A 15,315-nucleotide genomic window follows, 5' to 3' on the forward strand; every position below is an offset into this window, starting at 1 on the left:
TTTTAGAGTGAATGCCTCATAATTCCGTCGATTTCGTACATCTGCGGAGGATTGTCTATCGATAATTTCATTGATCTTTCTGGACTTATTGTGATGTCTAATCCTAAATTACTTCATGAGGACCATGGATTAATCAGAGGAACCACAAATGACTGAAAAACGGAAGGCAGGGTACTATGACAAAAGCCATCATTTTTGATATGGACGGAACACTATTTCAAACGAATCAAGTCCTGGAAGCCTCTCTTGAAGATACTTTCCAGAAGTTGAGGAAAATCAACAAATGGGAGGGAGATGCCCCGCTGGCTGAATATCAGCAGATTATGGGGGTACCTCTTCCAAAAGTGTGGGAGACACTGCTGCCTGAGTTTACTCCATACGAAAGAAACGAAGTGGACGCGCTCTTTTTAGACAGGCTCATCAGCCATATTCGAAACGGCAGAGGCGCCTTGTACCCCGGTGTGAAAGAGACGATGGGACAACTGACGAATCAGGGCTTTTCTGTATACATAGCCAGTAATGGCCTCAAACGTTACCTGCAGACGATTGTAGAATATTACCGTCTCAATAGCTGGGTAGCGGAGACGTTCAGTATTGAACAGATTGATTCCCTTGATAAATCCAGTCTTGTACAGGAGATCATCCAAAAGCATCATATACAGGAAGGGGCAGTTGTCGGGGACAGACTGTCTGATATCAGGGCGGCCAAGGAAAATGGTCTTACAGCGGTGGGGTGCCGCTTTGATTTTGCGCAGGAGGAAGAACTCGCGCAGGCGGATCATGTCATTGAAGATCTGCGTGAGTTGAAGCACGTCATACCGTTACTGGAAGGAACAACCTATCCATAACAACTTGTAAGCGTAAGGGCTGTACACACATGTGTAGTACAGCCTTTTGATTTCGGAGAGGGGCCCGGGTGCAATGGGCGGTCGGGATGGTATTGATCAGCGCTACGAATGCTGTTGCCATGGTTGTATTTATTGTGGCGGCATCTGCCGGAACGTCATGAGAAAAAAAGATCGTTCTTAAGGAACGATCTTTTTATTATTTTCTGAGCTCTCGCGAGAGAATGATGGAACTGAGAAGAGAGGGTGTGACAAAAACACCCATAACTTATAGAATTTAGGTAGCTGTATAACAAAGGAAGAGGGATTCATCATGAAAACCAATGAAAATAAGACATGGAAAAGGAAGCTGGGTTATGCAGGCTTTGTACTGGCTGCCTTCGGTCTATCCTACTTCCTCGCTTATTCGCTCAGCTATACGCCCCTCGGTTATGATGCTGTCGGATTTAAGATGGTTAATGAGGATTTCACAACGGTCACGGTTGAGAAAAACAATGCATTCGGAATGACAGAGGAAACCGTGATGTATGATCCACCTGAAGAAGATCAATGGAAAGCCAACATGCTCGTAGATCAGCTCAATGACCAGTCCATTCACTACTGGCTGTTTTTCACTTCCATCTTCGCAGCGTTGTACTGGGTTGCCGTTGATGTGAAAAAAGGGGAGAGCGTTCGGAAAACCATTCTATACAGTTCCTTTGGGGTTGTGTTGACGGGTCTTTCTTTAATGGATCAGCTGTATGATATTAAAGACATCCTGTCATGAATGGAAGAGAGGAGGAGAGACGGTGTACGGGTGGCTGACAGGGATATCGATTCTTTTACTTGCTTTCATGCTGTATCTTAATCGCAGGACATTGTTTACAGACGTGGAAAATGTGAAGGTGCTGATCATGATCTTTGTTTTCCTTCCTCTTTTGCTCGTTTTTATCACAGGGGCTGTGTTTTTATAAGAAAACAGAAGGGTGGAAACGGGATGTATCGGTTCAAGAAGACGATTTCGGATGAGCAAGAGCTCCGGAGTCTTGTCGGAGCTCCAAGTGATCTCGTTCGCAACAAGGTGATTGACAGCCTGGATGACAGCTGTATGGATTTTATCTCTAAATCTCCGTTTCTCGTGCTCACGACTTCAGGTGAAAAAGGGCAGCCGGACGCCTCTCCGAGAGGGGACTACCCAGGCTTTGTCCACATCCTAAACGAAAAACAGCTGGTTATACCGGAAAGGCCGGGGAATAAACGGGTGGATTCCCTGCGTAATATTATTGCTAATCCACGTGCCGGTCTGCTTTTTTTCATTCCGGGACTTGGAGAAACGCTCCGTATTAAAGGTCGTGCGGAGATCATACAGGATCCGGATGTGCTGAAGAAAATGGCAGTCAAAAATCGTCTGCCTGAGCTCGGCATTGCTGTGGAGGTAGAGGAGTGTTTTATTCACTGTGCCAAAGCCTTCATCCGCTCGAAGCTCTGGCAGCCGGAAGCATGGATCGCAGAAGGGAAACATCCGAATGCCGCCCGGATGCTTTTTACACATGTCAAGCTCCCTGGTTCCACGATGGACTCCATTCAGGACCGTCTGGATGAGAGTTATCATTACAGACTGTATTAGTTGGAGGTGGGCTTGAGATGGATGTGATTATGAACATCTTAATTGGCGTCGGCCTTGTTTATTTTGTTTTCTTTCTTATCGCTTTCATTTCCGCAGTGAAAAAGTAAAGGGTATTTATAATAGGCGGAGTTAAGTTTTAGTGTTGCTTACCTTTGGAAAATAACTCTCCTATCATTGGAGTTTATAATGGTTATTCAGGGGCTGCTGTTGTACAGATATCTACAGGAGTTAAATTTTCGCAGAAACAAAAGGGGAATTGGGATGAACAAAAAGACTATTTTGATTTCAGCTATCATTTTCGCAGCTGTGACCTTAATCTTAAACAATGTCCTGCAGACGGCTGTTGGGGGATTTTTGATGACTTTAAGTTTTTCAGCATTTGTAGTGCTGATTACTGGGGCTGTTTACTACATTAGTAAGTTCTACATTAATCAAATTCATTACAATCAAAAGAACCGGGAAAACATTAAATAAAATCGTCAACTATCCATATAAACCCTAAAGCCTTATAAAAAGAAAAGCCGTCCAGTAACTGGAACGGCTTTTCTTTTTGGATTCAATCTTGAGCCTGTTTAAAGGATAGCAGGGTGATGGTCACCAGAATAATAACCATGCCGGCACCTTGGATGAGCGATAAACTGTCACTGAGAATAAGGACGCCGAAAATGGAGGCGGTGACCGGTTCCACCATAGCAACAATGGAAGCTGTAGTAGGAGCTGTCCGTTTAATCCCGAATACATAGAGGACGAAGGAAATGCCTGCACCAATCAATCCGAGTACGATGAACAGAGGCAGGTCCTCTGATGTAAGAACGGAAGCCGCTTCCTGAATATCCATATAGAAAAACAACAGGATGCTGAAAACGATGAAGGAAATCGTCAGAGTCGTTGGTGCGCTTCCTTCTGCAGCTGCTTTTTTGAAGGCGAAAATGAACAGAGCGTAGGACAGGCCTGAGCCGAGTCCAGTGAGTGCGCCGGTCAGGTTGACGGATGCCCCGCTGCTGCTATAGGCTCCGGTAAGCAGTACGACCCCGATCAATACGGAAACGATACAGCCCCATTTCAGCCAGGATGACCGTTCGATCCCTAAAAAGAAAGAAGCAAGCAGCACAAACACAGGTGCGGTGTACATGAGGGTCGCCGCTACCGCAATACTGGATGATTCTATACTAAGAAAATAAAGTGTGAAGTTCCCGGCGACGCCGACACCAGCCAGAGCTGCCCATAAAACGAGCGAATACGTGCGCGGCATATGCTGGCGGGGCTTGATGATAAACCAAATGAAAACACAGACGAGACCGACGGCTCCCCTGTAAAAGGAAATGACGCCTGGGCTCCATCCTTTATCCATTAAAATGTCTGCAACACCACCGGTCATCCCCCATAAGATAGCGGCGGTCAAAATGAATGTGACACCGATATATTTCATAAGCTTCCTCCTCTATTTACCATATCTATTTAGGGCATATTCCATCAGGAAACCCTTATTAAACGTAGAATCATCAACAACTATAACAATCGGTATAATGGAGTAGGGACTTTGGGGGATGAAGATATTCTGAGATAACATATTGTGTTGATTTTTAGATTTTTTAATGCGTGCAATACCTGTAACTATTCCTTTCCATGGAGGGGAAGGGTTTCTCCGATATTAAGAAGTCATTAGCGGTACGAAGTTGATAGGAAATCCCTTATGATACGAGAAGAGCTCAGTTTGCCCTGTAAACGGGCAAAAGGATAACTTGGATAATAATGGAGCGTATACATTGCAGAAAATGCGCCCTTGCTGTACATTGGTGCCAAGGTGGTGGAGAATAGATGGATGTGAAACAGCGTTGTGCGGAGAAGGCACTGGAATACATAACCGAGGGCAGCATTATCGGGCTTGGTGGAGGAAGTACAATCAAGCACTTGATTACGTTGATTAATGAAAACAAGATTTATGTGAAAGTAGTGACGCCGTCCTGGGAGACGAAACAGCACTGCATCGACGCCGGCCTGGAGGTCGTTTCCATCACAGACGTTAGTAAGATCGATACAGCATTTGACGGCTGTGACCAGGTCGATGAACAGTTTCACGCCTTGAAAAGCGGGGGAGGCATACATTCGATGGAAAAACTGGTCGCTGAACTTTCAGAAGAATATATTCTGCTTGTCGATAAAACGAAAATCGTCCCGGTATTAACCTATGACCACCCGGTCGCTTTGGAAGTACTACCGCAGGCGCTGCATTTTGTAAATCAAAAGATGAAATCGTTCCCGGCCCGCGCATCTCACGTCCGTCAAAGCAGCGGACAGGATGGACCGGTATATACCGGGAATGGAAACCTCTTAGTAGACGTTTATATGGAAGCGGGGCAGGACGGTGCTGATTTGGAACGCCGGTTCAAAGGGATGACCGGTGTGGTCGATACATCGCTGTTTACGTCTGTCGTTACCAAGGTACTGGTAGCTGGAGAAACAGGAGTACAGGAAATGAAAAAAGGAGGAGATGTAAGATGACACAAGTAGATTGGGGAATTATAGGACCCGGCGGGATTGCCGGAAGCTTTGCCAAAGCGATCCAGGAGGTGAATGGAAGCGTATACGCGGTATGGGGCCGCAACCCTGAGAAGACGCAAGCCTTTGCTGATGAATACCAAGTCGAGCACGTCTATGCAGAAACCGCACAGCTGCTTCAGGATGACAACGTGGATGTGGTATATATAGCTACCCCGCACAGCATTCATTATAACTATATTATGGACGCACTAAAGCACGGCAAGCACGTCTTCTGTGAAAAAGCGATTACGATGAACGGCAAGCAGCTTCAGGAAATTATTGATTTCGCAGAAGCTGAAAACCTCATCGTTGCTGAAGCGATGACGCTGTACCATATGCCTTTGTATCAGAAGCTTGCTGAAATGATACAAACAGGAAAAATCGGAAAGGTGAACATGATCAACGTGACATTCGGAAGCTGTAAGGAGGATGATCCATCCAACCGCTTCTTCAACCCGGATCTGGCCGGCGGCGGAATGCTGGATATCGGCACCTATGCGCTGTCGTTTGTCCGTTTCTTCCTGTCCAGCCAGCCGACAGAGCTTCATACGACAGTGAAAAAATATCAAACGGGCGTCGATGAACAGTCCGGCATTGTCATGAAGAATGAAGATGACGAAATGGGTGTCATCTCCCTTGCGATGCGGGCGAAGATGCCGAAGCGCGGGATTGTTGCCGGTGATGAAGGTTTCATTACTGTGGATGATTTCCCGAGGGCCCAGCAAGCGACGATCACATATACTGCGGATGGCTCTGTTGAAACGATCGAGGCCGGTGATACGAAGAAGGCGCTGCAGTATGAGGTCGAGGCTGTAAACCGTTTGATACTGGAAAAAGGGGAAAACTGGACCCTTCCGCTTTCCCGCCAGGTGATGGAGTTAATGGATGAAGCCCGCCAGCAGTGGGAGTTAACGTACGATTTTGAATAAATGAAAAGGCAGCGCCCGATTTTGGCGCTGCCTTCTTTATATCAATAGCTGGCGAACAAGTCCTGTTGATCGGGAATGTTTTCGAGGTAGGTGATTTCCCCATTCTCATTGAGCATCGCCTTATCAATGCCGGTCTGGGTGTACACTTTGCCGGAAGCAAGCTTCCCGCAGACGGCCCATTTCGTTACATAAAGGTCTGTTCCCTCGTGTTTTCTCCAGCCTTCATACATATGCTTCAAATCCACGTTGTTTTCATAAATGCTGCGTACGAAGGATTTCCAGTTGTCTATTCCTTCATTACGGTCTCCGTTCAGGACAAAAACCATATCTTCACTGAACAGCTGATGAAGCTCTTCTTCCGCTTGTTCACTCGTTCTGGAACGGTCAAATAAGTCGAAATACAGATCTAAGTTTTTCATGATGTCTCTCCTTCAATAGATCCCGTGCAGGATATGTGATACGCGTTTAAACATATAGAATAAGGGGGCCTGTTGTCAAAAAAACGGCCTGACATTAAGATTTTTCCTCTGGATGACTGTGATAAAATAATTGGTATACCGTTTGATCACAAAGGGGACGTACGTATGATTTCATTTCTATTAACATTGAAGCGGCTGTTGACCGCCTTAGTCCGGAGTATGAAGGAGCCCGTCTTCCGCTCGCTGCTGACGACACTAGCTTTCATTCTGCTTTCCGGTACGTTATTTTACAGAGGGGTGGAGGGCTGGACGTATCTGGATGCCTTTTATTATGCCTTCAGCAGTCTGATTCCAACCAGCGGCAATACCGGCCTTGTCCCCCAGGAGGACTTGAGTAAATGGTTTACGATGATCTATCTGTTTGTCGGGATGGGCGTCATGGCTATGGTGTTAATCAAAGTGGGATTGGCGGTTGCGGATTTCGAGAAGCACGAGGGAAACCAAACTCAGCGCAGAAAGACATTATAAAATTTTTGTTGACCGGACAACCGTCTCTGCTTACAATAGAAAACAATATCTTTAAACACAACTTCAGAACGACTCGTATATCGTTGGAAATAAGGTCCAAAAGTCTCTACCAAACTACCGTAAATAGTTTGACTACGAGGAACGAATGAGAGGGGAACGTCTAACTATGGACAGGTTCCCGTTTATTCATTACTCCTTAACGTCAAACTCCAGGTCTGTTTCCTGGAGTTTTTTTATATCGATGACCAGCCGGCGGTACGTGCTTATCTCGTTCAAAGAAAGGGGCAGAAGCATGGATCAACACAAAGAGCAGTTACGAAAACGTATAGAGGTGGCAGCCGGAAAACGACCCGCTGACAAGGTAATCAAGAATGGCCGGGTGATCGACGTCTTTAACCAGCGGGTGATGGAAAAGGATATCGCCATATTGGATGGTCTCATTGTCGGTCTGGGAAGCTATGATTCAGCTGCAGAAATCGTGGATGCCGGTGGAAAGTTCGTAGCTCCCGGCTTCATTGACGGACACGTTCATATGGAATCGTCCATGGTAAGACCGAGTGAATTTGCCAAAGTCGCTCTTTCTTGTGGAGTTACGTCTGTTGTGACGGATCCACATGAAATCGCCAACGTCTGCGGAAAGGAAGGGATCCAGTTCATGATGGATGATGCGGCAGACAGCCTCTTAGATGTTTATTTTATGCTGCCGTCCTGTGTGCCCGCCGCAAGCCTTGAACAGAACGGAGCGCACCTTTTGGCTGATGACCTCGAAGGTTTTTACAAAAATAAACAGGTGCTCGGACTCGCTGAAGTCATGGACTTCCCGGCTGTCGCATCAGGGGCAGAGGATATGGTGGACAAGCTGCTTACCGCGTCCCGTCTCGGTGTTCCGATTGACGGCCATGGTGCAGGATTTGATGAGAGTGCCCTGAACATTTATAAGGCCGCCGGCATCACGACGGATCATGAATGCAATACAGGCGACGAAGCACTGGAGCGCATTGAACGGGGCATGCATGTCCTCATCCGGCAGGGATCGGCTTCCAAGGATCTTGCGTCCATTGTTCCTGTTGTGAACCAGCGCAATGCGCACAGGTTCCTTTTCTGCACCGATGATAAAGGCCTTGACGAATTAATGGAGGAAGGCAGCATCGATGATAACGTCCGGTTAAGCATAAAACATGGGATCGATCCGATTCAGGCCGTGCAGATGGCGACAATCAACGCCGCGGAATGCTACGGTCTGAAGCGGAAGGGAGCAGTCGCCCCGGGGTATGAAGCGGACCTTGTTTTCTATGATGATTTAGAAAACATACAGGTTCAAGCAGTGTATAAAGCAGGAGTGAAGGTGGCGGAGGCAGGGAGCTATGTTAGTGACCAGCGTGAAGCTGATCCTGTTGTTCCATCAGTCTGTGACACCGTTCATATTCCTGAAATGACAGAGGGTTCTCTTGATATCCCTGTCTCCAATCAGCAAGCCACGGTTATTGAAGTTGTTCTTAACCGTCTGCTGACGCACAAACGGAGCGAACGTGTGGATGTCGAAAACGGGTTGTTTGTCCCGTCACAGGAACATGACCAAAGCAAACTCGTCGTGGTCGAGCGTCATAAGAACACCGGGGACAGGGGCCTTGGTATTGTGAAAGGCCTTAAAATTGAGAACGGTGCGATTGCTTCAACAGTCGCCCATGACTCCCACAACCTGGTGGCCGCAGGGACAAGTGACCAGGATATTTTAACAGCGGTCCATCACCTTCACGAGACAGGCGGAGGTCTTGCCGTCGTTCAAAACGGGGAAGTCCTTGCATCCGTGAAGCTGGAAATTGCCGGACTGATGTCTAAACAGGACGCCCCAATGCTTTATCAAGGATTGAAAAAAATCGACGGAGCCTTGGAACGCGTATTAAAAAATGATGTGGATATCCACCCATTTTTGACCTTATCGTTCTTAACGCTCCCGGTCATACCAGAGCTCAAGCTGACAACGAAAGGATTGTTTGATACGACCCAGCAGAAGCATATCCCCGTCAGTTCATCCTGAACACGAAAAGCTGAAGAAGCACGTGTCTTCAGCTTTTTTCTTTTTTCCAGAGAGGATATTGAGGATTGTGAGGGATTCTGAAATAATTGTCATAACCTGGGTTTCATCTGTTGCAGACAGCACATACTCTGCAAACCCTACAGAAAGAAGGGGTGCTATGAAAAAGAAGGGATGGGTCATGACCGCCGTACTCGCTTTACTCATCATGAGCAGCTGTTCCAATCAGGAACGATATATCTATGAAGGGGATAGTGAACATTGGCATGGAGAAATGGAAGTGAATGTCACGGAGAAAGAAACGACTGAAGATTTTGCTTTGATATTCAACGGTGATGTGGAGCAGCTGGGGGAAGCTGGTTATGTAACATACGAATATGAAATGATCACGTCTGGGGGGCGTGGAGAAATCAACTTCGAGAATACACCGGAAAGCAGGACATTTACGCACCATTCCGGCAGTAACTCTTCCGTGTTCACCAGTGATCAGACCATCCTAGTGACCGTCGAATGGGGAGGAAACAAAGAAGAATTTGAGTTGGAGAAGTAACAGTCACGTCATTGCTTATTGGCTGCAAAACAGGTTTATCTATGTACCTCAAAGTGAATCATTTACGGACCTGCCTTTTCTATTCGCTCCCAATATAAGAAGCTGCTAGAAAAGGAAGATGACATTTTTGTTGGAGATGGGAGGAAAATCTATGAAAAACACCTTGTACATTATTATTGGATCTCTTCTATTTGCGCTGGCTGTCACGCAGCTGGCGATGCCGAACTCCATTGCTGAAGGCGGCATTGTCGGTGCTTCTCTTTTGATTTACTACAGCACCGGAGTCTCCCCCGGGATTACCACACCGATCATATTCGTCGCCCTGCTTGGTGTCGGCATCCGGTATCTACCGAAGTCGATGGTAATCAAAACTGTTTTTAATGTGGCCTTATTTTCCTTTTTCCTATGGTTTTTCGAACACATCTGGGCGTATCCGATCGAAGATGCCCTGCTTGCCGCCATTTTTGCCGGGGTTATTACCGGAATCGGTTTCGGTTTCATTTATCAGGCCGGCAGTTCAGTCGGAGGGACCTCTATTATCGCCCGGATGCTCAACCATCAGCTCGGGTGGGATTTGACCGGAGTGACGTTCGCGCTTGATGCGATGGTCGTTGTTGCGGGTATCTTTATCATCGGTCCCATCTCCACCATGTACACGCTGATTACCTTGTACGTTGGAAAGATCGTGACGGACTTTGTGCTCGGTGGCTTTGACTCTAAAAAAGCGATCAATATCATTTCTCCGAAGACGGAGGAAATTTCTCAGCGGATTACAACGGAACTTGCCTCCAGTGCGACGCTGTTTTATGGAACAGGTGAATATTCCAAGGAGGAGCGCCGGGTGCTGTACATCATTGTCCATACCCACCGTCTTCTTAAGCTGAAGCGGGTTGTAAAAGAAACCGACCCTGACGCCTTTATTGTTGTGCACAATGTGAAGGACGTGTCGGGTGGATTTATTTCATAGGTTCTTAGAAAAGCAGTTATTCGTTTTGAATAACTGCTTTTCTTAGCCTTCTTGTAAACCATTCTCATTGATTACGATAGATGGACCGTCTGATAAACACTCTATATTTAAATGGTAATTAAAGGATTGTGACACACTCTCATAGAAATTATTTTATATAATTAATTTCGCATTTGAAAGGAGCGCATCCATTAAATGAAACGTACATTTGATTTTAAATATGGTGGTAAGGTGCATGTTATTGTAGATGATGAATTCGTAACATTTTATAGAAAAAGAAAATCTGCTAAATTTTATAAAAAGAATGGCTTAAATCCTCAAGATTCCATTCGGATTGCTGATATCAACGGTATCCAGTATAAGGAGCCCAAAATGCTTTCCGGTTACATTCGTTTTGTAATTGAAACAGACAACCAAGTTAAAATTCATAAACCATTAACTGATCCCAATACTATTGTTTTTGATAAAAAGGAAGTACGCCAAGCAGAGCAGCTGAAAGCGCTTATGGAAGGGTTGATTCAAAACCATGCTGGTAAACAAGAGGCGGCGTCTTCTATAGGTGCCGCAGGTGAAATTGAAAAACTGTATGAATTAAAAGAAAAGGGCATTATAACTAATAAGCAATTTGAAGAGCGAAAAGAAAAATTACTGCGGTGATTCCCCCATCGATCTTTAATAGTTTATCTATATTGCTCTTGTAGGAGACGAATAATCAGTTATTATAGTACTAAGTCTCATTTGGAGCAATCATCCTTTTTGTATTGCCATTAATCTTCTGTTCTATAAATGAGTTTTTACATCCCCTGGAAAATAAACTGAGAATATATCAGTAACCCAACAGAGTAACTTCCCTCACGTAATGTGGAAGTTACTCTTTTTTCTAATCCAAAAACACGAAGCATTTATTATGTATTTGAATCAGGAAGGTGATTTTAATTCTTTGTCGAAGAGGAGCGTAAGAAGAGAAAGGATATAGGGTAAACAAGGAAGCATGGAAAAAGACCAGATCCAGCTCACGACCATTGGGGACACTGTTAAAAAGGTTTGTGAACAAAGACGGCTGAACGATGCCATATAAGGCCATTCCGGTCCGTTTCTGCAAGCGTACATTTTCCCAGCGATGAGTGGGAGTCAGGAACACGAGTTCCTTATCTTTCTGTCAATACCCGGAAGATCAATGGCAGGAGAGAGTTACCAGTATACGGAGGAATGGTGAGTAAAAACAATTCTACGATTTATTATGAAAATCGTAGAATGAATGGAACAAGCTTATATGTTAGACAACATCCAAAGATAAGGAGAGGGTATCATCGATTTCGCTCTTTTATTTGGTGTGCTGCTGACCTTGTTTTCACTCGTCACCATTGGGAAGGTAAAGGAGAAAATACTTTTCAGCGGATCATTCACATCGGGTGTCTGATCACAGGCATCGTTTTATTAACTGGTTTTATCATTCAGTTTCAATAATTTATTGGAAAATATTAAGAGGAGGCTCATGCTTGATTACCATCGCTTTAGCATTCATCGCTATCGTCCTTATTGTCATTGCCCGTAACCTGCAGTTTATTGGCAAACAGTTGAAAAAGATTGCGGAAAATGATCGTCATGATGGATAAAAGGCTCCGTCCGTGTCTGAGCCTGTGCTGACCATCCAGCGCCCTATTTGGAAAAAAGGGAGCACTATATTTTGGGTTGAGATATGATAGGAACAAAGGAACGGTAAAGGAGGAAAAAGTATGTCTAAGGGAAAGCTTTTATCTCAAGAGGAAAGTGATCAGCTTCTATCTTCATTGAAGCAGCGTTTTAAGAAGCACCCGGAACGTCATCAGGAAATTCAGTGGGGTGATGTAGAAAGAAAGCTGAACGCACATCCTGAGAAAACAGCTGTGCTTTATCGTATGGAAGAGACGGGCGGTGAGCCGGATGTGGTGCTTTACGATGAAGAGAAAGATGAGCTTGTCTTTTTTGACTGTGTGAAGGAAAGTCCAAAAGGGCGGAGAAGCGTCTGCTATGATCGGGAGGCGCTGGATACGAGAAAGAAATACAAACCGGAAACCTCGGCAGTGGATCTGGCCGGGGACATCGGCATCGAAATGCTTTCTGAACAGGAATACCGTTTTCTTCAGGAAACGGGAGAATATGATACGAAAACATCCAGCTGGGTAAAAACGCCGGACGATATCCGCTCCAAAGGTGGGGCCATTTTCTGCGACCTCCGTTACGGACGTGTATTCACCTATCATAACGGTGCGGAATCCTACTATGCCGCCCGCGGATTCAGAGGGTCACTCCGGTTATAAAAAGAGAAAGGGGATTCGATGAAATACGCCGTATCCGTAACCGATACATCCAAAGTACAATCTATTGAAAAAAGCGGAAAGCTGATATTGAAAGAGCTTGAAAGGTTTTCTGAGCAGCTCAGGACAATTTCCTCGTATAATTCACCGCGGGGCATCGTTTTTCATGATGTTCCGTCTGCAACAGAACTTTATTCGACCATTCCGCTTCCGGCGTATACGTCCAGGGATCTGATTCATCTTCATCCTGTGGTAGAGACGTGGAAAGAGCTGTATAGACCAAGTGCTGCAGGAGTACCGGAAGCGGAGAAGTATTATGACAGCCTGACCGTAAAAGATGTGGCTGTGATTGCCGCTCATGAACTCACTCACCACGCCGATGTTTTTCACTCTGAATTTGAAACATGGGATGAAGAAGATGCCCGGGATATGTGGTTTGAAGAGGGGCTCTGCTTTTACATACCGAGAATGCTGATGTTGAGTAAAGACAGGTGCCAAACCATCATGGAAGTGGAACGCTTATTGATCGACAAATATAAGGAAGAATACGGCACATATCCGCTTGATCAATTCGGAGCTGCGGGATACCGGGGAGGAAGCAGTGAGGCGCTATCCGCCGCTTTTTATGATTACTGGAGAAGTACCCACGTCGTCTCCGTACTCGTAGAAAAATACTGCGGAGGAAGTGTCCATTCGCTACTGGGTATCTATCGTGAGTGGGTGGAGGGGACTTCGGATGAAAGTCTGCAGCAGTTTTTTGTGACGTACTTCTCTCTTACAAAAAAAGAGTCGGAAGCGCTGTGGTTGCTGTAGATCGGACTATGTCTCTGATGAAAGTGCCGGCGGCGATGGCTCTGAGAGAGGATGTGACCGCTTTGTACATAGCATGGGAGATCCCCCGGATGGAAGGGCTTCCCGCTCCTGGTGGGTTGCATTTCAATCAATCAACCACTACCCATTTATCTCCATAATCTTCTCTGCTTCTCTCTTGATTTTCTTACTGGTTGGGTACGGTTACTGGTTAGAAAGCTGCCGGTTCGATATGTGGCATTGTTCCTGTATTCATTGTTTTAGAAATGAAGATTGCGCTTATATCAAGGATAGTCTATCAGAGAAAACATCCTTGCATGTAAATAAGAATATCTTGGAGTTAAAAGAAGGCTGGAAAATGGGATGAGGGCAGAAATCATGAATAAATTCATGAGATATTTAATGGAGCATAAAAGGCTTACAATTTTAATAGGGATTATCTGCGTGATAGTAGGTTTTATCCTGCAAGAATTTCTCTTACACTTAGAGTTTTACTTCGTTAATGATACTCTAACTATAATCTTTATGGGAATTGGATTTTGTTTACTCATTATACCTATTCTTAGTGAAAATGTAGATAGAATTAAAGTAGTCGTCATTAAATCATTGTCAATCTTTTTTCTAATAATATTAGTTAGTAGCATTCTTACAAAAATGAATGTGTCTAATGATTCATGGGTTAGAACTATATGTATTGTTTCGACCAGTTTGTTACTGTTAGTGAAAGTTAAGAAATAGCATTCCTGTTCAATTAATTATTATTCCAGTAGGGGTTTTTTCAGCTCTATGAGGTCGATGTAAGTATATTTCGTTGACTTCTTCAGCTATTTTCCTAAATCCAGTTTTAATAAAAAGAAGGATACAACGGCAGACCATAATAATTAAATGGTCTGCCGTTGTATTAGTTTGTTTGTAGAGGACTTAGTTTCGAGGTAACTACAATGAAGAAGACTTCTTTAATCTCAAAAAATTTTGGTCCGTTGAAAAAGTAGATGATAATATGTGTGTGAATATATTTCGAGGAGATGGACAATGAAAAGGTTTATACTGACTTCTTTAATGCTTCCTTGTTTATTTTTAGTAGGTTGCAGTGAAGTAAACCAAAAAGATGAGGTAAATCAATCTCAAAAAGAAGGGGATACGATTCAAGAGCATCAAAAAAAACAAAATGTTGAGAAGGACCATGAAGAAAGTGAAAAAAATACATCTGGTGGGAACTTTGAAGCAGTTGCTCAAAAGGAAGATATAGAAGAAGTTAAAATAGGCCCTTTAACTATAAATGTGGTTGTCTCTAATTTAGTTACAGGTACCATAACAGATCCAATCATACTTAATAAAATAGGAAAAGAAAATATTGACTACATAAACATAGGATTGGACATTGATACAACAGATGAGGATATTAACTTCTCTAGTGAGCACTTAAAGTTAACTACCAATACAGGTGAAACCTTTGAATCCCCTCACGACTTTATGAGTGATCAAGTGGAAATGCAGTATATTAAGGAAAGTTTTACAAGGTCTCGAATGATTGCTTATCTGTTCGAAACTTCGACAGTCGAAGATATTGAAAGTGTTGATTTACTTATAAAGGCTCCTACGGATAGTAATGGTCAACCTCTGGGTGAAGATGCGAATATAAAAATCGATTTTTAGCGGTCTATGGACTATGTCCTTAAGATTTTGAAAAATTGTATTTTCATCTCGATATCATGCTTTACGCGTAAGGGGGCTGTATTGTAATATCGTGAAACGGATGGAAATGATGTCACATTAGAACGTCAACAC

General features: G+C 44.4%; 17 protein-coding genes and 1 riboswitch. Of the genes, 15 read left to right on the plus strand and 2 right to left on the minus strand.

Translation table 11 applies throughout. From position 1 onward, the window contains the following. Positions 1-176 precede the first annotated feature (176 nt). The 5 genes from H615_RS0103335 (at position 177) to H615_RS0103360 (ending at position 2,925) form a co-directional block, all read left to right on the plus strand. Positions 177-848: an HAD family hydrolase gene (locus H615_RS0103335; protein ID WP_027953814.1), complete on the plus strand. Its 672-nt coding sequence runs from the start codon at positions 177-179 to the stop codon at positions 846-848. A 310-nt stretch (positions 849-1,158) separates the two neighbouring features. Next, positions 1,159-1,611 (plus strand): hypothetical protein, encoded by a 453-nt coding sequence (locus tag H615_RS0103340; protein ID WP_027953815.1) that lies wholly within the window; start codon positions 1,159-1,161, stop codon positions 1,609-1,611. A 22-nt stretch (positions 1,612-1,633) separates the two neighbouring features. Then, complete coding sequence (locus H615_RS22255; protein ID WP_156896428.1) at positions 1,634-1,798, plus strand: hypothetical protein; 165 nt, start codon at positions 1,634-1,636, stop codon at positions 1,796-1,798. A gap of 23 nt (positions 1,799-1,821) precedes the next feature. Next, the gene (locus tag H615_RS0103350; RefSeq protein ID WP_027953816.1) at positions 1,822-2,451 is read left to right on the plus strand and encodes a pyridoxamine 5'-phosphate oxidase family protein; all 630 of its coding nucleotides are present in this window, start codon (positions 1,822-1,824) and stop codon (positions 2,449-2,451) included. A gap of 261 nt (positions 2,452-2,712) precedes the next feature. Beyond that, positions 2,713-2,925, plus strand: coding sequence for a hypothetical protein (locus H615_RS0103360; RefSeq protein WP_156896429.1), 213 nt, complete (start codon positions 2,713-2,715; stop codon positions 2,923-2,925). An 82-nt stretch (positions 2,926-3,007) separates the two neighbouring features. Here the strand turns inward: H615_RS0103360 and H615_RS0103365 are convergent, their stop codons facing one another. Then, complete coding sequence (locus H615_RS0103365) at positions 3,008-3,880, minus strand: DMT family transporter (RefSeq protein ID WP_027953818.1); 873 nt, start codon at positions 3,878-3,880, stop codon at positions 3,008-3,010. Between the two features lie 389 nt (positions 3,881-4,269). Here H615_RS0103365 and rpiA point away from each other — a divergent pair, with 389 nt between their 5' ends. Both rpiA and H615_RS0103375 read left to right on the plus strand, forming a co-directional pair. Continuing rightward, a complete protein-coding gene (rpiA, locus tag H615_RS0103370) occupies positions 4,270-4,953 on the plus strand; it encodes a ribose 5-phosphate isomerase A (RefSeq protein ID WP_027953819.1) in 684 nt (227 codons plus the stop codon). Beyond that, complete coding sequence (locus tag H615_RS0103375; protein WP_027953820.1) at positions 4,950-5,921, plus strand: Gfo/Idh/MocA family protein; 972 nt, start codon at positions 4,950-4,952, stop codon at positions 5,919-5,921. The genes rpiA and H615_RS0103375 overlap by 4 nt, the downstream gene beginning before the upstream one ends. 41 nt (positions 5,922-5,962) lie before the next feature. Here the strand turns inward: H615_RS0103375 and H615_RS0103380 are convergent, their stop codons facing one another. Next, positions 5,963-6,340 (minus strand): nuclear transport factor 2 family protein, encoded by a 378-nt coding sequence (locus H615_RS0103380; protein ID WP_027953821.1) that lies wholly within the window; start codon positions 6,338-6,340, stop codon positions 5,963-5,965. 165 nt (positions 6,341-6,505) lie between these two features. Here H615_RS0103380 and H615_RS0103385 point away from each other — a divergent pair, with 165 nt between their 5' ends. From H615_RS0103385 to H615_RS0103430, 8 genes are all read left to right on the plus strand, one after another. After that, entirely contained in the window at positions 6,506-6,868 is a 363-nt protein-coding gene (locus H615_RS0103385) for a potassium channel family protein (protein ID WP_027953822.1), read from the plus strand. A 53-nt stretch (positions 6,869-6,921) separates the two neighbouring features. Continuing rightward, positions 6,922-7,023: riboswitch (purine riboswitch) on the plus strand. 137 nt (positions 7,024-7,160) lie between these two features. Then, on the plus strand, positions 7,161-8,906 hold the full coding sequence (gene ade, locus H615_RS0103390) for an adenine deaminase (RefSeq protein WP_027953823.1): 1,746 nt from the start codon (positions 7,161-7,163) through the stop codon (positions 8,904-8,906). A gap of 157 nt (positions 8,907-9,063) precedes the next feature. Beyond that, positions 9,064-9,453, plus strand: a complete 390-nt coding sequence (locus tag H615_RS0103395) for a hypothetical protein (protein WP_027953824.1) — start codon at positions 9,064-9,066, stop codon at positions 9,451-9,453. A gap of 151 nt (positions 9,454-9,604) precedes the next feature. After that, the gene (locus H615_RS0103400) at positions 9,605-10,420 is read left to right on the plus strand and encodes a YitT family protein (RefSeq protein WP_051254577.1); all 816 of its coding nucleotides are present in this window, start codon (positions 9,605-9,607) and stop codon (positions 10,418-10,420) included. A gap of 195 nt (positions 10,421-10,615) precedes the next feature. After that, entirely contained in the window at positions 10,616-11,077 is a 462-nt protein-coding gene (locus H615_RS0103405; RefSeq protein ID WP_027953826.1) for a DUF4429 domain-containing protein, read from the plus strand. A gap of 1,079 nt (positions 11,078-12,156) precedes the next feature. After that, positions 12,157-12,720 (plus strand): DUF4256 domain-containing protein, encoded by a 564-nt coding sequence (locus H615_RS0103415; RefSeq protein ID WP_027953827.1) that lies wholly within the window; start codon positions 12,157-12,159, stop codon positions 12,718-12,720. Positions 12,721-12,738: 18 nt separating this feature from the next. Further along, positions 12,739-13,530, plus strand: coding sequence for a hypothetical protein (locus H615_RS0103420; protein WP_027953828.1), 792 nt, complete (start codon positions 12,739-12,741; stop codon positions 13,528-13,530). 1,029 nt (positions 13,531-14,559) lie between these two features. Beyond that, a complete protein-coding gene (locus tag H615_RS0103430) occupies positions 14,560-15,183 on the plus strand; it encodes a hypothetical protein (protein ID WP_027953830.1) in 624 nt (207 codons plus the stop codon). Positions 15,184-15,315: the final 132 nt, after the last annotated feature.

This window comes from Halobacillus kuroshimensis DSM 18393 (genome assembly GCF_000425705.1).
Taxonomy (GTDB): domain Bacteria; phylum Bacillota; class Bacilli; order Bacillales; family Halobacillaceae; genus Halobacillus; species Halobacillus kuroshimensis.